The following is a 23854-nucleotide window of genomic DNA, read 5'->3' as shown; positions in this document are numbered from 1 at the left end:
AAGATCATCTGTGGTTTACCGGGAGTTTTGTAAAAACAAATCCAAATTTAAAAATTAAAAAAACAAAAATAGTTGTAAAAATCGAAACACCAGACATGAATACTGAACTTTCTCCCAAAATTAAAAAAGACCTAATTCACCAACACACCAACACATAAATGGTTTCTGTCCATAAAGCAACATTTGCTGTATTACGACGCTTGCTTCCAAAACGCTCATTTACGAAACGAGCATGGCAAGGTTTAACACAAAAGAATATGTATAAGTCATTGTATGCAAGTTTTATCCGCCCTTAATAAATAAATTTTATACGGATAAAAAGTAAACGCCGCTTTGGACGACCTCGCAAGCCTTGCAACTGGCACTTTCTGAACAGACACGTAATTTGCTACAACCTATGCCGACTTTATAAACCAACACTAAATACAAGAAACTCACTAAAGAAAGAGGATATATATTAGTTGACGTAAAAATGCAGTACCAATGCGTATTTATTTCTATTTCTAATATTTTAATAAAAACGATTTTCGTTAATACATTTGTTTTAATGAAATTAACATAAAAACACATCTCATGACCAAAACAAATCTAACAACCACTTCTATCATTCTGGTGTCATTGATTGTGAACTCTTTCACATTCGGACAAGTGGATAATCGGAATTTCAAGAGAGGGTATGGTTTTGGAAATCATACTCAGGCAGACATGGAAGCCTTATCGGCAGGAACAACATGGTGGTATAACTGGTGGTACCGACCGGATGCCACCGACAACATCATCAATGTATATCAGGATTATGGAATGGAATTCGTTCCACAAGCATGGAATGCAAACTTTGACGAAGCCGGTTTACGTCAATACCTTAATGAACACCCTGATGTTAAATACATCATGGGCTTTAATGAACCTAATTTTAAAGCTCAGGCCAATTTAACGCCGGCACAGGCAGCTGCGGAATGGCATAAAATAGAGGCTATTGCGGAAGATTATAACTTAAAAATAGTAGGACCGGCTCTTAACTATTCCCCAGATGCTCCTTATTATGATCCATTTCAATGGATGGATGAATTTTTGGAAGAATGTGATGCATTGGGTGGTTGTCATTTCGATTATGTAAATGTCCATAGTTATATGAATAATGTTGATGCCCTTAGGTGGTATCTCAATGAATGGAAAAAATATGGCAAGCCAATATGGCTGACAGAATTTTGCGCGTGGGACGGCATAGAAACGACTGTAACTCCTGAATATCAACAGAATTTTATGATAGAAGCCCTGGAATTACTGGATAATGATCCTGATGTTTATCGCTATGCCTGGTTTACAGCAAAATCTACAGGAATTCCATACAACAGCTTATTGGGAACAACCCCTGGAGAGCTTACAACACTAGGACTCATATACACAGACCAATACACAATTCCTCAATCTGATTATATTACCATTCGAGTAATAGATAAAACCAAAGGCGAAGTAACCAACAGTGCTGTCTGGCCTGACCAATCCGTTTATACCTGGCTGGGAAATACTACTACCTGGGTAGGCCTTAACAATATGCCTCCAGGTACCATGGAGGGTAATTGGATAGGAATGTATAGCGGAGTTGAAGGCGGAAATCTTGAAAAGAACGAGGAAGAATGGATATGGTCATATACTTTCATACCAACAAAAGGCTTAACTTACAACTGGAATCCGGGTATATGGATAGACGAAGCCCGCACCGAAAACTCCCTTCAGAACATCCATGTAGGCAGAAATCTTGAATTTACAGTTGATAACGAAGGAGTTGCAACCGGAGAATTGACACTTGTCATAGAAGACGCAAACAATGCAACTCCTGTTGAATCAACCTCTGCAACCGGCATCAACGAAAAATCAAGATTTAATAAAGTTACAAATATTGCGCCAAATCCGGCCAATGACAGGGTTTTCATTTTTTCACCTTTCCAGATAAAACATGTTCAGATTTATAATTTAACCGGGGAATTAGAAATCTCTCAGGACACCAATGGAAGTGTATTTGTGGGACAATTATCTTCAGGCCAATACATAATGAAAATAACCGGGTCTCAAAACGAACAAGCCATTAAGAAGCTTATAATCAAATAATTGAGTGCAGTATAAAAAGCATATTTTTGTCAAAATCCAGACGTTTTAAAATTTAGTACCGGAGTTAACTTATTGTTAATGAGAATTTATCAGTAAATAATTAGACTAAGTTATTGGCTTGTTGGAACTTGAATGATTAAGCTTTATACATGTTCTTATGTGACAATTTTTGTTATGCTCGTTTCATTGAGATTTAACTTATTTTTAGTAGGTAATTATACGTCAGGAAGTTAAAATAACAAAGCAAAAAAAATCTTTCCTATGAAAAAAATCTTTTTATTAATTCTTATAGTACTAACAGGGATTAACAACATGTCAATCACAACTGCCCAGGAATACAAAAATGAAGAACTTTTTGGGCCGAACATGTTTATTTTCAGCCCTGATGATGATATGGCAGCAATAAATGAAATCATCAATAACATTCATGACGAAATGTTTCACGATGAATTCAGCACCAAACGATATGCATTTTATTTTAAACCGGGCAATTACACGGGATCAGGAACGCTTAACATAGCTTATTATACTCACATTGGAGGTTTGGGAAAACTGCCCACCGATATCAGAGTTTCAAATATTTACACTCCTGCCCCACTTCCTAATAACAATGCCACCTGCACATTTTGGCGTTCAGCAGAAAATCTAACCGTAGCCGGAGTTTCCGATGGTGACATGAATACGTGGTTTCAATGGGCTGTTTCCCAAGCGGCTCCGCTCAGAAGGATTAACTCCGAGCGACGAGCCCATTATCAGTGGTGGTATGACGGTTGGTGCAGTGGTGGTTTTACCGGAGATTGCTATTTCCACGATCGTGCAGGGTCATGGTCTCAGCAGCAGTGGTATTTTCGCAACACTTATGTTGAAAAAGGATCTGAAGATTATAGCATAGGGGGCTGGAACCTTGCCTACCAGGGTGTAGAATTCGGCCCCAATGTTAATATGGCCAATCATAGTGACAACTGGAGTGTCTCGGGTGGACTATGGAACAATGTGAGCCGTGTAGATAAAACACCTATTATACGTGAAAAGCCATTTCTCTATATTGGAGATGATGGAAGATATAAAGTTTTTAAACCAGCTCTGCGCAAAGAATCGAAGGGCACATCATGGACGTTTTCTGATATGGGACCCGGAGAGACCATAGATTTGCTGAACGATTTTTATATTGTAAAACCCGGGACACCTGCTTCAACCATGAACGAACAACTTGCTGCAGGAAAACATCTGTTTATCACCCCGGGTATTTACGAAATATCCGAACCACTTCATGTTACGCATCCTAACACCATTATTTTAGGAACAGGCTATGCAACCCTTATACCTTCTTCTGTTAATTCCAATACAGCCATTCTTGTCGATGATGTGGATGGAGTTACTATTGCCAGTCTTCTTTTTGATGCACATTATAGTTCAAGAACACTGGTACAGGTAGGTAAACAAAATTCTACAATGGACCACTCCGATAACCCCACCCTGCTTGCAGATTTATTTTTTCGTGTAGGAGGATTTCGTGAAGAAAATGTAAATGTCGATATCGCCCTTGAGATAAACTCCTCAGACATAATTGGTGATCATTTCTGGATTTGGAGAGCTGACCACGGAAAAGGGGTTGGATGGTTCAAAAACACCGCCAGAAACGGATTGGTAGTTAATGGACATTATGTTACCCTATATGGGGTATTTAATGAACACTTTCAGGAGTACGGTACCCTCTGGAACGGAGAAAAAGGAAGACTCTATTTTTATCAAAATGAAACGCCTTACGATCCTGTAGATCAGAACGACTATATGAGTCACAATGGAACTGTGCGTGGATATGCTGCATATAAAGTAGCAGATCATGTAAATTACCATGAGGCAAGCATGCTGGGAATTTATGATGTGCTGATTAATACAGGGGGAGAAAAAATCGCGATTGACAACTCCATAGAAGTACCAGATTCAAAAGGGGTTAAAATTCATCATGCCTGTAATGTAGGTATCTCCCCCGATGATATGGGCGGATTCGTTTCGGTCATTAACGGAGAAGTGCCAAGTACTTACTATGTAAATGGTGCGGGCTCCAGATTTTTTATTATTGATTATCAGGGCACAAATGATCCCATTCCTTGGGAACGCCCCACACAGATTACTAACATCAATAATTCCAATATGTCCTCCACTGTCAGTATTTATCCAAACCCTGTTTCAGATTACCTTTTTATTAAATTTAATGACAATGGTTTCAAGAAAGTAACCGTCAGCAACATGGCTGGTCAGGTGCAATCCTCAAAGAAGATTAACACCAATGAATCGATTCTGAATCTGGACTTGCGCCATTTGGATGTAGGAATCTACTTTGTTACCCTGTCAGGCGATGGACTAAGTGAAACTTTTAAAGTTGTCAGAAAATAATTTTCATGAGGCTGTCTAAAAAGAAAGTGTGTTAAAATGAAAGAAAATCATTTTAACGCCTAAGAGATGAAATGTTTGGGCTCAACTTACATGGTACGTAACTGTTTAGAAGTCTTTCTTTTTAGACCTTTCTCGTCTGAAATATATAAAGGGATATTTGTAAGTCTATCAGAAAAATTGTAAATGTTATTAGTCCTGACTAATTTTTTATAATTGAGTGCAATATAAAAGCATATTTTTGTCAAAATCAAGGCATTTTAATTTTTTGTATCGGAGTTAACTTGCTGTTAATGACGATGCAAAAAATTAAAACTACAACGAGTTTGGCAATAAAGATGCTTTTTAGACCGGACTCACCCTTAATTTAAAGTTTGTAATCAAGTCACTTTTTTGCCAAAATCACTCCTATATGAAAATATTTCTGCCACTACCAGTTATGACAGGAAATTTGCCATAAATAGCATCAAAACTTGTCGTAAATTAACAACCCGTTTTTAAACAGGCAAATTCCTTAACCCAACTTGAAATACAGAAACACAAACATAAACATATCAAATAAAACGTGTTACGATTTTCAATTGGAGAACTATTTTTTTCTAACATGTGGGCGGTATTTAAAATTATGGCTGTCGAAAATTTGCTTTTGGTCATTTGTTGGTCTGGTGCATAATTTAATATAGATTTTTTTATTCTCATTGTTGTTCACGCTAATATTGAGGGTTGCATTGATCTCATTTCCTAATTTGTCAAACACTTGTTTCACAAGCCATTCACCTCCAATCTCCGTGCCGTCAACTTGTTCTATGGTTTCTAAATCAACTTACTGGATATTACTGCGAATTTCTTTAGAAATTATCTCTCTTTTCAAGTACCAGAGGCAAATAATTTTTCATCCGTATAAAATTTATTTTTAAGGTCGGATGGAACTCGCATGCAAGAACTTATACATATTCTGATTGTGGTAAAACTTTGCCATGCTCGTTTCATTGATAATTTTGTCGGCAAAATGGATAGCCAATATTTCAACATCCTCAAAAATCTTTTTATCAGCAAATAATAATAAAGTGTTCACATCATTTTTAAATTGAAAACAGTTTACTTTTTCATGCTTCGAATTTGATAGCGGTTACTTGTATTTATTGATATTTGAACTTATCATAACAATAGTGTATGCATAAAGGATGCTAAAAAAGCAGTGAATGATTCTAAGGAATTATTCACTGCTTCTTATTTTTGTTACAACTTATAGAAAATACCTTCTCAACAAGTATTATCACACTGCACTTATCATTTCTTCATTAGTATTTGCGAGTAAAATTTACCATCCAGCTGCATTCTAACCAGGTAAATCCCTGTATCTAAGGAAGACAATTGCACTTGGGTCCGACCATTAGTGATAATTTTTGATGCATCATAAACAGATACACCTTTAAGCGTAAAAATGGTAACATTGGCCAAACCATCTACTTGTTCCGGAAATTGAATCTCCACGTAATTTTCAGCGGGATTTGGAATTAACATTAATGAGGCAATCTTACTTTCATGGTCTTCAAAATTTCCCGTTGGTGTGTCATCTCCGTTATACCCCTGAATTCCAAATCCATACTGGAACAATGGATTCCCATATTCCGGCAGCAAAGGCTCACCCAGAGCAATTTTATTTCTGATAACCTGACGTTCTGCGGCAGTAGCGCCCAAATCGAAAGGCAGATCCCACTTTTCCTGTTGATTTACTAAATCATCCGTTCCTATTTGTTCCATGTTTCTGGGCAATTGCCAAGGAAGACGCCCGGTTGGCGGATAATCTCCGAAAAGAACCTGTGCCAATGCAGGGCCTCCACCATCACCCGGGCGATACGCAATCAGCACCGCATCCGCCATATCTAAAACATCCTGCAACACATAAGGACGAGGCATAATAACTACAACAACCATAGGAATACCGCGGCTTTTTAAATCATTCAGCGTTGACAGATCATATTCATAGGAGTTGGAAATGGCATAATAGGCATCATGAATATAGGGCTTCTCATTATCATACATGGTGCCGTGCGTATAAGTAGGTTCACCCACAATGGCAATAGCTACAGAAGGATTAACAGCATCATTCAGATATACATTAAATCCATTGTTATCTCCCCGCTCTTTAATGGCTTCATACATCGTTTGAGCACCATATTCATCATGAAAATAACTGGTCCAGATGCGATAACTATCGCCATCATCAGCTCTTGCACCGGTTACAAGAATATTAGTTCCTGCTGAGGGATTGAGAGGCAGAATACCATTATTTTTCAATAAAGTCATTGATTGACGTGCTGCATCAACAGCCAGCGCCTGATTGCTTTCCGTGAACCAGGTATTCTTCCCGTTAACAGGATCTCCATAGGGATTTTCAAATACACCAAGTCTAAACTTCACATTCAAAATCCGTTCAACAGCTTCGTTGATTCTTTCTTCAGGAACACCCGCGATAAAATTGTTCATACTAAAACCATCTGCACCAGGGTCTGCTCCTCCCATTATATCTGATCCGGCATTAGCCGCATCAATCCATGCTCCCCAAGGCAACCAATCGGTACATACAGGTCCTTGAAAACCCACAGTTTCTCTCAGGTAATCTATAATCTTTTTACTGTCTCCCGCTCCGGGCCCTCCAGGATCCAAATAGGAACTTCCGGCATATCCCGGCATTACCGTAGCCCCTCCCGCATCCATATGGGCAAACCAGGGTTTCAGGTGATACTTGGCTGTTATTGCATCATAAACCACCAACGCCTCACCGCCTGCTCCCTGACCAGGCCAGTGTTTGGTTGTAACCATTACCGAATTCGGATTAATTTCAGGACCTGCCTGATAGCCACAAATTAATGCACGTACCATAGCCGCCGCAAAATCAGCATCTTCTCCACAACCTTCCTGAATACGAGGATATAAGACCTTTGTGCCAACTTCTGCAAGCGGTCCTAAAACACCTCTTGCACCCACCGCTACTTGTTCTGTTCTTTGCATATTGGCACATTGAAAAGCCAGTTCCAGATTGCGGGATGCTGCCAAAGTACTTTGAGTGGGAAACGTGGTGGCATAACCATGGATATTATCTCCGGCTGAAACAAAAGGAATTCCCAAACGGGTTTGCGCTGCCGCTTTTTGTTTTTCCAGCATATCTTCAACGGTGCCCGGACCAAATGCCCATCCCGATAAAGGGTATTTTTGTGCATTGTAAAACATTTGATATGCTTTTTCTTCAATAGTCATTCGCGACATCAAATCATTAACCCTCTCACTTACTGGCAAATGCCAGTCTTCATATGGATCAACCTGTCCGTTTTTATTCAGATCTCTGCAACCATCAATAATGCTTACACCATCGTTAACACTGGTTACTTCAGGAAGATAAACACTGAAATTCCCTAAATCAGAATATTGTTTCCCGGAAGGAGTATTGGCCACAATATACCATTTATAGGTCCATCTGTCCGGCAAATCTGTCGAAACTGTAAAGTTGGACTCCGACACTTCCCCTATTTTGGTAAATCTGTCGAGCAAACTTCCCATTTGATACCAGTCATAATGATCTTTGGTAATATTTACCCAAATTTCGTATGTTTCAGCACTACTAACATTTTCCCAAGTCAGTGTAGGACGGCGACTGTCCCACACAACAACACCTTTTGCAGGAGTCAATACTTCAAAAGAGGCAGGACCCGGAGGTACCGGTGGCGGATTGGGATTGGGATTAGGATCAGGAATATCATCGACTCCGCTCCCCGGGCTATAAATTTCAAATTCAAAAATTGAATAGGACCATTGGGTGTTTCGTTCCACACCTTTCATTCGGACATGTTTGGCTACCACAGGTGAAAACGAGAGATCATCCGTTCGGGGTTCAACCGGCAATTCATCCTGAGGATTAAAAACATAGACAGTCTCCCAGTTTACATTATCCATAGAAACCTGAATTTCGTATTTTTTCGCGGAGGCCGTTTCCCAGTGAATAATAACCCGATCAATAAAATGATTTAAACCAAGATCAACCGACATCCATTCATCATCGCTAAATCCACTCTCCCAGCGAGATGTCAGGTCTCCATCCACGGCATTAGAAGATCCGTTGACGCCTTCTACATTTACAGAGGAGTGTTCCGTGGGCATGCCCAGGGCAATATTGCCAATACCATAAATGGGCGTATCATTGCTCTCTACAGGGTTTGTCCTTGTCACCACGGAAGTCTCCGGGGACTCATTTCCCGCAACATCATAAGCCCGAACACTAAACTGATATTCAGTATCCGGATTTAATCCACTAACTGTAAACGATGTACTATTACCATCAACTATAGCCTCATGGTTTCCATTTTTAAAAACCACATAATGATCTATGGCATTATTGTCGGTTGCTGCACCCCATGACAGAAAAACTGCATAGGTAGCCGGAGCTGCTGATAAAGCCCCTGGTGCTGATGGTGCCTCATTGTCATTACCGTTTCCCTGAGTCCCGAACACCTTAAATTCATAAATCGAATATGGCCACTGAGTATTGGCAGCAAGTGTTGTCAATCGAACGTATCGTCCTTCCATATCTATACCGGTTAAACGATCTGTTCTCTCGCCTGCAGCCATCCCCGTCTTTTCGGCAACTGGTGCCCATTGATTGTTATCCTCTGAAACTTCTATCAGATAATCTTTGGCATTTGCCGTTTCCCAAAGAATAAAAATATCCGAAATGATATAAGTTCCCCCTAAATCTATGACAAGCCATTCTTCATTAACTGTTTCAGCAATCCATCGACTTCCGGAATTGTCATCCACAACCAGACTGCCATCTCCCGAAGAACAAGTCACCGTCTTCCCTGATGAAATAACAGGTTCAGCCGGTAGAACCTCAACCCCGGCTTCGACAGATAAACCGGAGTTAACAGCTGTTACAACATAAAAACCCGGTTCGGAGGAAGAAAAACTTCCGGCTGATGTGACAGAACTGCCATTTGCAGGTTGAACAGTCCAGGTAGTGGCTTGCGATAATGCAATAGGCCTATCCATTTGATCAAGTCCTATCACATCAAAATTCACCACTTCATTTACACCAACACTTTCTTCTTCAGGCACTATCCTCAAGGAAGTTAATTCCGGGGTAAATGGTGGATATACCTCAAATTCATAGATGGCATACCCATACCCCATCTGTCTGGTAACTCCCTGCATTTTGATGTATCGGCAGCTTAAATTAAGGTCTGTTTCCACATCAACACGATTTCCAAATGGCAGTTCTCTATATTCAATTGTTCCAAAATAGTTTTCACCATCTTCGGAAAAAGAAATGTTGTAATCCAGTGCATTGGCATTTTCCCAATATATTTTGAAAGCATCAACTTCCTTTACACTGCCCATATCCACAATTAACCAGGCATCATCGATATTCTCCGAATCCTGCCACATCGTTCCGGTGGTGTTTCCGTCAAATATCTGAGTAGGTTCTTGTCCGTCTGAAGAGACTGCTGTTAAGCCTGTATATTTCTGTGCTATTCCTTCAGGAATAATTGACAGAAAAATAAACAAAACTATCCATTTAAGAATATCCATATTTTTCATCAGTATAAAATTTATTTATTAAGGTCGGATGGAACTCACGATGAATCGTAAGATCATCGTAAGCCAATTTTGTTCACGTCATTTTGAGATTTCAACCCTACAAAATTCATGTTCGTTTTATTATATTATTTATTAATTATGAGTTTTTTAAGGTACGTTTTATGATTTGCCAGAATTATTTCAACGAAATAAAGCCCGTTTTTGGCAGCTGTTATATCGAGCTGCATTTCACTGACAGCACTTTCAGATTCAAGAATGGCTATGCCGGCAATATTGAAAATCCTTACATGAAATTCTTCGTTGGGAACAACAATTTTGAGGGTATTTTTTGCCGGTACAGGATAGATTAAACAATTCGGCTCTTCATTATTTTTTTGTCCGATAAAAGTTGTTGTATTTTGGCCAAAAGCTTTAATTTCAAAAAGAGAATATCCATATTCGGTAGCTCTTTTGGTACCATAAAAACGTAAATATCTGCCTGCAACAGTTTTGTCGACTGGTATTACATCTAATCCTCCATCCCCTCCGGAAACGGTTGCAATAATTGCATAATCTTCAAAAAGCGGGGAATTACTCAAATGTATCTCATAATCAGTGGCATAGGCAGCTTCCCATTCCAATTCAATTCTTTGCAAACAGTACTGTTGTTCCAGGTCGATCACCACCCACTGAGGATCGAAAGCTTCACTACTCCAACGAGTTGCGGGGTCACCATCATTTACGGGTGTTACGGTGAAACCAGCCTGATTGGAAGAACTTTCAGCAGGTTTATTCAGTGCAAGGTTTATTTCATTTGGATTAATCGGAACGCTTACCGAAACAAAATCAAAACTTTGTGCACCTTCATCATCCGTTACCGTCAGTTTAAAAATATAATCCCCCGGCACCAGATTTTCAACATTTGTAATTGCTTGTCCGGGATTAACAATATATGCTCCGCTTCCTTCTTCCAGACTCCATTGAAAGATTACAATGCTACCATCTGAATCATAGCTTTCGCTGCCATCAAGTCGAACTGTACTTTCAGAAATCTCAAGAGATTGGTTTTCACCAGCTTCAGCGACAGGTCGCTGGTTATTTAATGCTGAATTGTAGAATTGATGAGGCCCTACACTAACTGTTTCAATAGCAGTATTCTCACGATAAACCGTAACATCCTTAGGGCTGGTACTGTAATTATATATCAAATAAGTAAATTCTCCTGTTTCAGGATGCTCATAAACAGAACCTGTAGAAATGCTTGTATGGTACCCCTTAGCAGGATGTCCATAATCTTTATTTGCATTCGCCAAATAATAATTGACTGCCACATTGGTATGTTCTGTCCATTCTCCTGCTTCATTTTCATAAAACTGATCCAACAAATCAGCGGCTAAAGCGGGCTCATACGTTTTGATATAATTCAGTTGATACCCTCCCAGGTAAGCCCCCATATTGGCAAGATTGGCATATACGTCAGTATTTTCAAAAGATCCAAACTGCACCCTGTCAGCCAGCATGGCATCGAAATCAGCAGCTGCAAGTAAGGGATCATTGACCAGGTAGTGATTGTAATAAAAATCGGAGGGTACACATTGAATTCCGAAAGCCCAGGCAGGATCCCCACTAAAATAGGTTGCCATAGAAAGATTATTTGCCTTAAGAATTCCCACATAGTTAAACGGGTAAGCTTCAGGCAAATCACCGTGCCTGTTGAACCAGTAATATCTGGTAGCCCGACCTTCCAACAAAAAACCTGTTGCTCCAATGGACATGATTTCCTCGTCTTCGAGGGCAACTCCCAACAAATAAATCCCAAACCATGAATTCATTGCCTCCGAGGTTGATTCCTGATTATTTCCGTCAACGAAATTACCAACACCTCCTGCCCAGGAATGTCCCATGTATGGATCAAAGTTGCGCAAAAAAGGAAGTTTGGAATCATCATTTTCACCATAGCGTTTCCAGTTGGCATAGGACTTGGCTATTTCCTTAACCACATCTCCATATTGCGTTTTAAATTCCTGATCAACCATCATTAACCGCGCCGCTCCGACAACAAAATAACCATAATGAAAATGCAAATCGTTAAATGCCTGGGACCCATATCCGCACGGAAAACCGATTAGTGCTCCAAAATTAGGGTACCTGCTAAAAAAATAACTACCGCTTGATGCTTCTGACGGCTCATAAGTTAGCCAGTTTATTAATTCCCTTTTCAGACTGTTTTTTATTTTAACAAATCCGGGATGCTCAAGCTCTTTGGCCATTAGCATAATATTTGATCGTTCATTCAATCCTTTGGCATAAGTATTTCCGTCAAAGGCATTTTCTGACGCATTCACACGGGCAGTTATCAACTCATTTAAACGTTGTCGCCTGTTCTCACTCAAATTGACCGGTGATGGTAAATAAGGAGGCATTCCACCAAAATCGTATGAAAAAGAAAAAGTAGTCCCTGAAGAGGTCTGCATTTCACCAATGATAGATTTATAATTGGCATTAACTATAAACGAAGGATGATCGGTATTTCTGTAATGATGAGGAAGAAAGCTCATTAACACAGGTTGATTGATCGTTCCAGTTTCCAGATTTTGTGTCTCTACCTTAAAGCTGGTTAGAATCTTCCCAACGTTCGGGTTATATTCCCACTCAAAGCGACTGTCAACAATTTTATTTCTGGCATGATCCTCATAAAGAGCAATTAATGACAAGTCCGGAATCACTGAAACAACCAAATAGCCTGAAGAACCTTCCGGAAGCTGTGGATGCCATTCACCTTGTTCCGTTTTGTCAAATATAGTTCCTTCCGGACCGTGAACCCCGAATATTTTTCCATTAACGGAAAAGAACAACGAATTTCTCTGAATCGGATAAGTAGTAATCTCCTGGTTATTTGAATCATAAACCCCGTCAACCAAATGACTCAGTGTAAAAACAGGGTCAACCTCTTCTATATCGATCCATGTAAATGGAACACCATGAAATACAGAACAATCCATGTAATTACCAAAATCATCCTCCATTTTAAAAGTAAATCCTAAATCGGACCAGTCATATACCTTGGCATCAGAAGGCCAGAAAGCGTCTGTAAAAGAACTGCCGATTTCTGTAAGATCAGTAAAGACAATATTATCGCACATAATAAAACCCCATCCACCGGTAGTATTGTCAACAATTCTGATTTCTGCATTCTGACCTTTAAAGGACGAAACATCCCATTGTCTCCAGGTCATAGTTCCGCTATTTTCACCTGTTTCACTTAAAACGCGCTGCCCGTTAACAAAAAGACCAACAAAAGCGTCGTCAGGATAATTTCCACCTCCCACGAGCATATATATATAATCTTTTTCAATGGTAAATTCAGGAGAGGTCAATGTCATCAAAATGCCATTACCATTATAGGTATTTACAAACCGATCACCCCAAAAACCATTAGGTGTAGGTGTTTGGCTCAAATCTGATAGCTTAACCGGCCCCGGATAAGCAGGATTTTCTGAAACCAACCACCCCTGAGGATATGTTTCAGTCTCAAATCCGGTGAAAACCTCGGTTTCGGGTGCTTCAGATGGTTTCACTTTCCCCCTGATGTCTATCCAGGATTCATATACCGTTCCAATGCCTCTGTCTCCTTGCATTTCAAAACGGTCAGGAAGGGAAACTTTAATGCCGGAAGAGGTTCCTTCTACACGGTGAGGATAAGCGTCCAGAAATCCTGTATATTGGTCAAAAATAGTGGCAGTCCACCAATCATTAGTTGGAATTGGTTCACCAATTTTATCAGGATGAATGTACCACGGCCATCCATCCTTTATCTCACTGTAAGGCTTTCCAAAATATGCCCCTTCATCGTAAACCGATGGAGGAGGAAATTCAGCAAAGCTTCCTGAGCCCAGACTTATCGGATTCTGAGCTTCTATTCCTCCAAACAAAAGAAACAGAATGTAAATTAGACTTTGTTTTTTCATGGTAAAGGTAAACTGTTAACCCGCTTAAACGGGATAAATTAAATAATAAACGATGAATCATTAAGGGTTCAATACCCCCAGTATATTAGATAACAAAGGGTGATAATCAGTAGGAAGCTCCCATGAAAAGTCGCAAACCGATTGACTTGCCCACCATCGATTGCACAGTACATCAAAAACAAATGTACAGGAGCTTATTTAAGAAAGATATTTTTTTTATACAAAAAGATACTCAATACTACTGCATTTATACTGCATTCTTTTTAGCTAATGTCAATCTTTATATTAATATACTGCAAATCAATGGATTAAAAAATAAAACTGTTAACAATTTCAATTTTCAATAAAACAAATTTTAATATTTTCTGCTATCTCTTATCTTTTTTTTATTTTCTCGTGTGCAGGTGAAAATTCAGATTACCCAAATAAGTTTGCTAAAACTACAACTCATAGGCGCCTTTACTATTGGTCAAATGGGACTTACGATGAATCGTAAAATCAGCATTAGCCAATTTTGTTCATGCCTTTTTGAAAATTTAGCCCTCCAAAATTCATGTTCATTTTAAAAATTCTATACAACAATGAGTTTGGCAACAAAGATGATTTTTAGAAAGGGATCAGTAATAAAATATTATGAATAATTTAGCCCAAATCACTTTCTTCCGGAAATTTTACAAGTTTTTTAGCAAATTCTGTAAAACAGTTGTTTATGTCTGTTGCTATATTTGCAAACAGTTTAAACGCAAAGAAGCTAAGACACAGAGAAAAAAAGATGAGTGCCGGTAGTCATTGAATTGAACTTAGCGGCCTCAGAGCCTCCGTGCTTAAACCAAATAAACAATATGCTCAGAAACGTCATAAATAGCATCATGGTCTGCCTGTTGTTGATTTCAACAACAGGTCTTTCTGTGTCTAAGCATTACTGCGACGATGAGCTTATATCGGTGAAACTAAACAATGAGGCAGACCCGTGTTGTGAAGATGGCGCCTGCTGTCATACTGAAAATCAGTTCCTGCATCTGGATGAGGATGTTCTGGCAGTTGCACCGCAAATCAATCTTGAGTATTTTTATGCTTTTGATCTGATTATGACCACCTCCGAAGTTGAGATTTCCATGCCGGAAAACTGCTTTATCACTTCATTCAACTACACAGCTCCCCCACCCCGCTGTATTGGCACACGCCTGGCTTTACAGCAGGTGTTTCTTTTGTGAAATGATAGACGCAGGGTGCAAAGAGACAGAGAAAAAAATAAGGAGATGAGTTGATTTTCAGATTTAAAATAAATTTTCATGTCTGACTATTAATTATTGATGTGAAGATTTTTCTAAAAAACTGAAAGTTGAATTTCTACCAATTCCTTTTATTATGCCCCCGGTGTCCCTTCTGCGATCTCTGTGATTAAACTCTTTGAAAGACAGAGTTGTTTTTCTATTGACAGAGAAGGAATATATTTTACCAAACGCATTTACCATTTAACAAAATTACCTTTTGCGTTCCCGTGACTCTGCGTTTATCCAATCAAACTACATCATAACATGCTAAACAGAATTATAAAATACTTTCTGGAGAACAAGCTGGTAACCATGCTGATACTAATAACGCTGGTTACCTGGGGTGTCATCACATCCCCATTCGGATGGAAAATTGATCCATTGCCATCAGACCCTGTGCCGGTGGATGCCATCCCTGACATTGGTGAGAACCAGCAGATTGTCTTCACCGAATGGAAAGGCCGATCGCCGCAGGATATAGAGGATCAGATTACCTATCCCCTGACAACTTACCTGTTGGGGATACCGGGTGTTAAAAGCATCCGAAGTTCCTCCATATTCGGGTTTTCCAGCATATACATCATCTTTGAAGAAGATATTGAATTTTACTGGTCGCGCTCACGAATTCTCGAAAAGCTTAACTCTATACCGTCGGGATTATTGCCCGAAGGCGTACAACCAACACTGGGGCCCGATGCCACTGCTTTGGGACAGGTATACTGGTATACCATCGAAGGACGTGATAAAGACGGCAATCCAACTGGTGGCTGGGACCCGCAAGAGATACGGACGGTACAGGATTACTATGTAAAGTATGGACTAAATGCCGCACAAGGAGTATCGGAAGTAGCCTCAATTGGTGGTTTTGTCAAGGAGTACCAGATAGATGTCAACCCCTCTGCACTGAAAGCCTATGACATTCCGCTCCACAAGGTCATGATGGCGGTGAAAAACTCGAATCGTGATGTAGGCGCGAAAACCGTTGAAATCAACCAGGCAGAGTATCTGGTACGTGGCATTGGTTACGTAAAATCCATTGAAGACATTGAACAGGCTGTAGTTGCCGTTCATGACAATGTCCCCATACGCATTAAAGATGTAGCAAAAGTTTCGTTAGGGCCTGCATCACGTCGCGGAGCCCTCGATAAAGACGGCGCCGAAGTAGTGGGAGGTGTGGTAGTGGCCCGATATGGAGCCAATCCACTTGAAGTGATCAACAATGTAAAAGACAAGATCGAAGAGATAGCACCCGGTCTTCCCAAAAAAACACTGGCCGACGGCACTGAGAGTCAACTCACAATCGTGCCGTTTTACGACCGGTCGGGACTCATATATGAAACCCTGGGCACCCTGGAAACGGCACTCTCATTGCAGATTCTCATCACCATTCTGGTCATTATCGTGATGATATACAATCTGAGAGCTTCGGTGATGATCTCAGCCCTGCTTCCCATTGCCGTATTGATGGTATTTATTGCCATGCGTTACTTTGGGGTTACCGCAAACATTGTGGCTCTTTCGGGAATTGCCATTGCCATTGGCACCATGGTTGATCTGGGAATCATACTTTCCGAGAATGTGCTCAAAAACATAGAAGAAGCACCGCCCGGACAAAAACTAATCACCACGGTTTACAAAGGTGCATCAGAAGTATCATCGGCCATATTGACTGCCGTATCTACCACTATTGTGAGTTTCATTCCGGTATTCACCATGCAGGGTGCCGAAGGAAAATTATTCGGACCGCTGGCATTTACCAAAACATTCGCACTGGTTGCCGCACTTTTGGTTTCACTGTTAATACTCCCGACGCTGGCACATTGGTTTTTCGGATTCCGAATCAAAAATCGCCAGGTATCCAAATGGGGCAATAGAACATTGGCAGTCATTGGATTAATAGCTCTGATACTCGGAAGTGAATGGGGCGGAACGGTATTGTTGTTATTCGGTATTACGGGCCGTGCCAGACAATATTATGATGTATCTTCCCGCAAAGATCAAAAGTGGTACCACTACCTGCTGAAACATTCCGCGTTGATCATATCAGTGCTGGCAGTGATATGGATTCTATCCACCTACTGGTTGCCGCTGGGGCCGGGCAAAAGCACGGTTACCAACATCGTGTTTGTAGCCCTGATGGTGGCACTCATTCTGGGTTTCTTTATCCTTTTGGAACGATTTTACAAACCTGTTTTGCGCTGGACACTTGAACACAAAGCCACATTCCTGGCCATTCCGGGCTTCCTGATTGTACTCGGACTCACCGTCTGGCTGGGCTTTAACACCATGTTCGGCTTCATTGCCAAAGGCTTTGATCAGATCGGGTGGAATGTCCGCCCCACCGGTGTCTGGTCAGGACTGACTCATTCGTTTCCCGGAATCGGCGAAGAGTTTATGCCTTCTCTTGACGAGGGAAGTTTCCTGCTGATGCCAACATCCATGCCTCATTCGGGAATGGAATACAACCTGAAGGTACTGAAGCAACTCGATATGCTGGTGACCAGCATCCCCGAGGTGGAACTGTCCGTAGGCAAACTCGGAAGGGTGGAATCCGCGCTCGACCCGGCACCGGTGTCCATGTACGAAAATATGATCAATTACAAGCCCGAATATGCACTTGATGAATCGGGTCATCGCATACGTTTCCGTACCGATGACGAAGGCCGTTTCATTACTGTAGATGGAGATACCCTCACCAACGGTGAAGCTCTGGAACTGAGCATTGGCAAAAAAAATCTGATCCCCGATGAAGATGGCATTTACTTCCGCAACTGGCGGGAGCATATTCAGTCGCCCGGCGACATCTGGAACGAAATTGTGGAAGCCACCAAAATACCAGGTGTTACATCGGCGCCAAAACTTCAGCCCATCGAAACGCGGCTGGTGATGCTGCAAACAGGCATGAGGGCGCCAATGGGGATAAAGGTTTACGGGCCCGATCTTAAAACAATAGAACAGTTTGGGATGAAGCTCGAAGGCATTCTTAAAGAAGTGCCATCGGTTAAAGCTGAAGCTGCCTTTGCCGACCGCGTGATTGGAAAACCCTATCTTCATCTTAATATCAACAGAAACGAAATAGCTCGTTACGGACTTACGATAGACGATGTGCAACAAACCATCGAAACCGCTATCGGGGGCATGAAAATCACCAATACCGTGGAAGGTCGTGAGCGGTTTCCTGTAAGGGTGCGTTATCCGCGCGAACTCAGGGAAGACCCGGAATCACTTGGAAAGATACTCATGGCTACCCCCACAGGAGCGCAGGTTCCTTTATCGCAAATTCTGGATATCGAATATGTTCGCGGGCCTCAGATGATCAAAAGTGAAGATACATTCCTGACAAGTTATGTGCTGTTTGATAAACGCGAAGGATTTTCAGAGGTAGAGGTAGTCAATGATGCTCAAAAAGCCATACAGGAAAGAATTGACAATGGTGAACTGAAAGTCCCTTCAGGTGTCAGCTATAAGTTTTCGGGAAACTACGAGAACCAGGTCAGGGCCGAAAAGCGGCTATCCATCATTGTTCCATTGGTTCTGGTCATTGTTTTCCTGATTCTTTACTTCCAGTTTAAATCGGTCTCAACATCACTGATGATATTCACCGGTATTGCAATGGCATTCAGCGGGGGGTTCATACTCATCTGGCTTTACGGTCAGGAATGGTTCGTCAACTTTTCCGTTTTTGATACCAACATCAGGGATTTGTTCCAGATGCAAACCATCAACCTGAGTGTAGCAGTGTGGGTGGGCTTCATCGCCCTGTTTGGATTGGCCACCGACGACGGCGTGGTAATGGGCACCTACCTCGACCAGAGTTTCAGGCGCAACCGTCCAACAACCATCAACGGAATCAGGGATGCTGTAACCGATGCCGGCCTGCGACGTATCCGCCCCGCGGTAATGACCTCCGCCACAACCATCATCGCACTGCTTCCGGTGCTTACATCCACCGGAAAAGGCTCCGATATAATGGTACCCATGGCCATTCCCGCATTTGGTGGGATGATCGCTGCAGCTGTGACGTACTTTATTGTGCCGGTGTTGTATAGTTATAGGGAGGAAAGAAGAATCAGGAATCAGAGGCTGGAAGTTGAAGGTTAGAGACTATAGGTCAGGGATTGGAGGTTAAAATTTGTAAGATCATCCAGATCAATAAGTGCTAACATATCCGAAGGCCGGACTAAAAGAACCTATGATCAGGTTTTTAAACAACACCTCATAAATTCCTTAGGCTCTTGTTCCGAAACGGAAACCTGACTGAATTTTGCCCTTGAATGTAAATATATCGACAATGAAACGAGCATGGCAAAGATTGTCTTAATAGATCATTAGATTATTAGATCATTAGATTATTAGATCATTAGATTATTAGATCATTAGATTATTAGATCATTAGATTATTAGATTGTTAGATTATTAGATTGTTAGCTAATGTGATAAAACTTATAACATTCTAACAACTAACACATCAACAATATTAACAATTCTAACAGCCGTAACAATTTATTAAATGTGAGATGAAAGGAGCATGACAAGGTTTTTCACAATAAGAATATGTATAAGCACCATTTAGCCTCTAATCATCAAAGAAACCAAAAAGAGGAAACAGATTCAGCAATAAGCCCGGGCAAATCGGGAAAATGCTCAACAAATTACACCAGAATTAGAGAAACCATGAAAAAAGACAAATATAAAATATCTTCAAAAAGACAGCATCATAGGCTGATAAGGGATTATGACAGATATTTCATCAGATGGTCACCATCTAACTTCTGTCATCTGACATCTGACTCTGTCCTAAAATTCACGGCTATAGCCTGCCTGTTAATGGTTTTAGGGACTTTTCAGATTCGTGCCCAATCCCTGGAGACTTACTTCAGCACCGCTGCTGAGAACAACCCCGGCCTGCAAGCCAAATACAAGGCGTTTGAGGCAGCTTTACAGCAGATACCCCAGGTAAGTTCATTGCCCGATCCGACGTTTTCATTCGGATATTTTATCTCGCCGGTAGAAACCAGGCTGGGACCACAGAAGGCAAAGTTCTCGCTTTCGCAAATGTTTCCATGGTTTGGAACCCTGAAAGCAAAGGAAGATGCCGCTGCTCTGGCTGCCGAGGCGAAGTTTCAGGAATTTGTGGATGTGCGCAATAAGCTTTATTACGAAGTGACTGCGGCCTATTATCCCATCTACAAACTCAACAAATGGAAACAGATTGAAAAGGAGAACATCGACATTCTGACATCCTACAAAGAGATTGCTACCCGCAATTTCGAAAACGGCAAAGGAGAGATGGTGGATGTTCTCAGGGTTGATATCATGCTGAAAGAGGCTTCTACCAATCTGAACATCCTCAACAAAGAAGAGAAACCTTTGCTCACTACTTTCAATAAACTGCTGAACAGACCTTCAGAAGAAGAAGTAATCATTGAAGTGGAGGAGCAGGCAGATTCATTGCCAGGCTACCTCAACAAGGATTCTCTGATGACACAACATCCTGTTCTGAAAAAACTGGAATTGATGCACCAGTCGAGTGAGGCTGCTGAAACTGCCGCACGAAAAAACGGATATCCCAAGCTGGGGATAGGCCTGGACTATGTAGCGGTGGGTGAACGCACCGATATGCAGATCGACGACAACGGCAAGGATGTGATCATGCCAATGCTTTCGGTTTCCATTCCCATTTTCAGGAAAAAATACAATGCAGCCATCAAGGAGGCACAATTGAAACAGGAAAGTCTGGCACTCCAAAAAGAGGAGTTTACCAATAATCTGATTTCAAGATATGAAAGCGTTTGGTTTAACATCACCAGGCAAGACCAACTCATTGAGTTATACACCCAACAAATCAAAGAAACCCGGCAGGCTCTGAAATTGCTGACAACAGCTTATGCCAATTCGGGAAAAGATTTTGAGGAGGTATTACGTATGCAGCAGGAACTTTTGAAATACGAAAAGAAAAAGGCAGCCGCAGTAAGTGAGTATAATACCGCCGTCGCCAGAATGAAATATGTTTTAGGAACAAGGTAGAAAGTTAAAAGAGATGAAACGAGCATGGCAAAAATTGTCATAATAGATCATTAGATTATTAGATTGTTAGATTGTTAGCTACTGTAATAAAACTTATAACATTCTAACAACTAAGAACTAACACATTAACAATATTAACAATTCTAACAGCCGTAACAATTAATTAAATGTAAGAAGAAACGAGCATAAGGACATGTATAAACTCAATCATGCGAGTTCCATTCGACCTATAAAACGACAAAAAAGTAAATACTATGGACAATAATAAAGTAAACACGAAAAATTTTGCGTCTCATAATAAGAAAAGCATCATCCTGACTGGAATTGCTCTTGTGGCAGGACTGTTACTGGGATGGCTCCTCTTTGGCGGTTCTGGCCCGGAACCTGCTCATGTTGAGACGCCGGATTCTGCGTCTCAACATGGCAATGAAAGCGAAGAGACGATATGGACTTGCTCCATGCACCCCCAAATAAGGCAATCTGAACCAGGTGATTGCCCCATTTGCGGAATGGAACTGATTCCCCTGGAAGAAGACCAGGGTGAGGCCAACCCAAGAGCCCTTCAGATGTCACCTACAGCTATGCAACTTGCTGGTGTTCAAACCCAAACCGTGACAACAGGAACCGCTCACAAAACTGTACGCCTCGACGGAAAAGTGCAGGCCGATGAACGGGAAGTCTTTTCTCAATCGTCGCATGTTCCGGGAAGGATAGAAAAACTGACCATTAATTTCACCGGACAATATGTTAAAAGAGGGACCCCTTTAGCATACGTTTACTCTCCCGATCTGGTAACAGCCCAGGAAGAATTGTTTGAAGCCCGGAAACTGAAAGATACGCAGCCCGGGCTTTACCAGGCCGCTTATGAAAAGCTGAAAAACTGGAAACTTACGGATGCACAAATTCAAAAAATCATCGCATCGGAAGAGCCGCAGGAGCAGTTCACGGTATTGGCCGATGTCTCGGGCTACGTAATTGAAAAACTGGTCAAACGGGGCGATTATATAAAGCGTGGACAAACCATTTACCAAATCGCCAATTTGTCTACGGTTTGGGTCTTGTTTGACGTTTATGAAAGTGACATTACATGGATCGAAAAGGGAGATGAAGTAGTTTTTACGGTTTCCTCCCTGCCTGGTGAAACATTCTCAGGTAAGATCCATTACATAGATCCGGTAATTGACCAAAAAACAAGGGTGGCTAAAGCCCGTGTAGAGGTTAGAAATTCAGATATGAAGTTGAAACCGGAAATGTTTGTTTCCGGAGAAGTTGACGCCGGTCTTTCCGAAGATGAAGAGAGTATTGTTGTGCCTCAGTCGGCTGTTATGTGGACAGGAAAACGTTCCGTGGTCTATGTCAAAAAGACTGCCGAAAACAATGTAAGCTTTGTAATGCGTGAAGTCCTGCTGGGGCCCGACCTGGGCGACCGTTACATTATTGAAGAAGGACTTGAACCGGGTGAAGAAATTGCCGTTCACGGTACATTCAGCATTGACGCAGCAGTTCAGCTCAGCGGAAAACCAAGTATGATGAGCCCTGAAGGCGGCAAGCCTGCCACCGGACATAACCACGGCAATATGACTCCCGCGGAGATGGAAAATATGGAAAGCAACTATCAGGAGGGTGACACTAAGGAAGTTCCCAACTATAAGGCACCTCAACAGTTTAAAAAGCAACTAACCGTATTTTTTAATCAATACATTAAAATGAAGGATGCCATGGTTGAATCGGATGCCTCAAAAACAGCTTCCGAAGCGGAAAAAACGCTGCAGGCTCTTGAAAAAACCGATATGTCGCTACTGGAGGGAGAAGCTCATATTTTCTGGATGCAAAACCTTAACAGCATGAAAGAAGCGCTAAAAGTCATCAATCAGTCAGAAGAAATAGAAGTCCAGCGAAATGCTTTTGTAGATTTTAATCCAATACTATACCGGAAAATCAAAGCATTTGGTCTGGACGGAAAAACCATTTACTACCAGTTCTGCCCCATGGCCAACAACGACAAGGGTGCTTACTGGCTGAGTACTGAAGAAAACATCCGCAATCCATATTATGGGGATATGATGTTGGAATGTGGTGAAGTAAGGGAGACGATGAAGTAAGAGGAAGGCTGAGGCTGAGGCTGAGGCTGAGGTTAAGGTTGAGGTTAAGGTTAAGGTTAAGGTTGAGATTGAGGCTGAGAGTCTGATTATTAATCAGATGCTCTTAACGTCAAACTGAAAATCAACACTCCCTAATAAAACGAGTATGACAAAGGTTTGTCACAAAAGAACAGGTATAAACACCATTTAACCTCTAATCTTCAAAGAACCAAAAAACAGGGAACAGATTCTTCGTCGTTACCTCCTCAGAATAGCATTAAACAGTCTGTCATTCTGAGCGGAGCGGAGAATCTAAAAAAAGCAAACATATTAAAATGTGATTTTTATTGATGCTAATAAAAATAATCTGTGTTCATCTGTGTCATCTGTGGTGAACTCTCAACCTTAGCTGTTTGTCACTCTGAGC

At 41.2% G+C, this 23854-nt stretch carries 8 protein-coding genes and 1 pseudogene; 7 read left to right on the top strand and 2 right to left on the bottom strand.

Annotation, left to right across the window (positions count from 1 at the left end):
• Positions 1 to 573: 573 nt before the first annotated feature.
• Both ATH1_RS20185 and ATH1_RS0114765 read left to right on the top strand, forming a co-directional pair.
• On the top strand, positions 574 to 2109 hold the full coding sequence (locus tag ATH1_RS20185) for a glycosyl hydrolase (protein ID WP_010419194.1): 1536 nt from the start codon (positions 574 to 576) through the stop codon (positions 2107 to 2109).
• A gap of 261 nt (positions 2110 to 2370) precedes the next feature.
• Positions 2371 to 4506, top strand: a complete 2136-nt coding sequence (locus ATH1_RS0114765) for a T9SS type A sorting domain-containing protein (RefSeq protein ID WP_010419191.1) — start codon at positions 2371 to 2373, stop codon at positions 4504 to 4506.
• A gap of 1287 nt (positions 4507 to 5793) precedes the next feature.
• Here the strand turns inward: ATH1_RS0114765 and ATH1_RS20180 are convergent.
• Positions 5794 to 10098, bottom strand: coding sequence for a discoidin domain-containing protein (locus ATH1_RS20180; RefSeq protein ID WP_010419190.1), 4305 nt, complete (start codon positions 10096 to 10098; stop codon positions 5794 to 5796).
• A 125-nt stretch (positions 10099 to 10223) separates the two neighbouring features.
• Positions 10224 to 14045 carry a glycosyl hydrolase gene (locus tag ATH1_RS0114750; protein WP_010419188.1) on the bottom strand — a complete coding sequence of 1274 codons (3822 nt, stop codon included), beginning with the start codon at positions 14043 to 14045 and terminating at the stop codon, positions 10224 to 10226.
• Between the two features lie 842 nt (positions 14046 to 14887).
• Between ATH1_RS0114750 and ATH1_RS0114740 the strand changes: the two genes are divergently transcribed.
• The 5 genes and pseudogenes from ATH1_RS0114740 to ATH1_RS0114725 all read left to right on the top strand — a co-directional run bounded on the left by ATH1_RS0114740 (position 14888) and on the right by ATH1_RS0114725 (position 23448).
• The gene (locus tag ATH1_RS0114740) at positions 14888 to 15259 is read left to right on the top strand and encodes an HYC_CC_PP family protein (protein WP_010419185.1); all 372 of its coding nucleotides are present in this window, start codon (positions 14888 to 14890) and stop codon (positions 15257 to 15259) included.
• A gap of 324 nt (positions 15260 to 15583) precedes the next feature.
• The gene (locus tag ATH1_RS0114735; RefSeq protein WP_010419183.1) at positions 15584 to 19420 is read left to right on the top strand and encodes an efflux RND transporter permease subunit; all 3837 of its coding nucleotides are present in this window, start codon (positions 15584 to 15586) and stop codon (positions 19418 to 19420) included.
• A 42-nt stretch (positions 19421 to 19462) separates the two neighbouring features.
• A pseudogene (locus tag ATH1_RS22835) lies at positions 19463 to 19576 on the top strand (four helix bundle protein); the annotation flags it as partial.
• 417 nt (positions 19577 to 19993) lie between these two features.
• Positions 19994 to 21346 (top strand): TolC family protein, encoded by a 1353-nt coding sequence (locus ATH1_RS0114730; protein WP_245531815.1) that lies wholly within the window; start codon positions 19994 to 19996, stop codon positions 21344 to 21346.
• A 254-nt stretch (positions 21347 to 21600) separates the two neighbouring features.
• Positions 21601 to 23448 carry an efflux RND transporter periplasmic adaptor subunit gene (locus tag ATH1_RS0114725; RefSeq protein ID WP_010419179.1) on the top strand — a complete coding sequence of 616 codons (1848 nt, stop codon included), beginning with the start codon at positions 21601 to 21603 and terminating at the stop codon, positions 23446 to 23448.
• Positions 23449 to 23854: the final 406 nt, after the last annotated feature.

The sequence above is a fragment of the Anaerophaga thermohalophila DSM 12881 genome (genome assembly GCF_000191885.1).
Lineage (GTDB): Bacteria > Bacteroidota > Bacteroidia > Bacteroidales > Marinilabiliaceae > Anaerophaga > Anaerophaga thermohalophila.
The sequence above is the reverse complement of the archived record's forward strand: the minus strand, read 5'-3'. Positions and strand labels throughout refer to the sequence as shown.

Coding starts and splice junctions, on each gene's coding strand:
- ATH1_RS0114730 (WP_245531815.1), top strand. CDS start 19,994: ATGAAAAAAGACAAATATAAAATATCTTCAAAAAGACAGCATCATAGG.
- ATH1_RS0114750 (WP_010419188.1), bottom strand. CDS start 14,045: ATGAAAAAACAAAGTCTAATTTACATTCTGTTTCTTTTGTTTGGAGGA.
- ATH1_RS0114765 (WP_010419191.1), top strand. CDS start 2,371: ATGAAAAAAATCTTTTTATTAATTCTTATAGTACTAACAGGGATTAAC.
- ATH1_RS20180 (WP_010419190.1), bottom strand. CDS start 10,098: ATGAAAAATATGGATATTCTTAAATGGATAGTTTTGTTTATTTTTCTG.
- ATH1_RS0114725 (WP_010419179.1), top strand. CDS start 21,601: ATGGACAATAATAAAGTAAACACGAAAAATTTTGCGTCTCATAATAAG.
- ATH1_RS0114740 (WP_010419185.1), top strand. CDS start 14,888: ATGCTCAGAAACGTCATAAATAGCATCATGGTCTGCCTGTTGTTGATT.
- ATH1_RS0114735 (WP_010419183.1), top strand. CDS start 15,584: ATGCTAAACAGAATTATAAAATACTTTCTGGAGAACAAGCTGGTAACC.
- ATH1_RS20185 (WP_010419194.1), top strand. CDS start 574: ATGACCAAAACAAATCTAACAACCACTTCTATCATTCTGGTGTCATTG.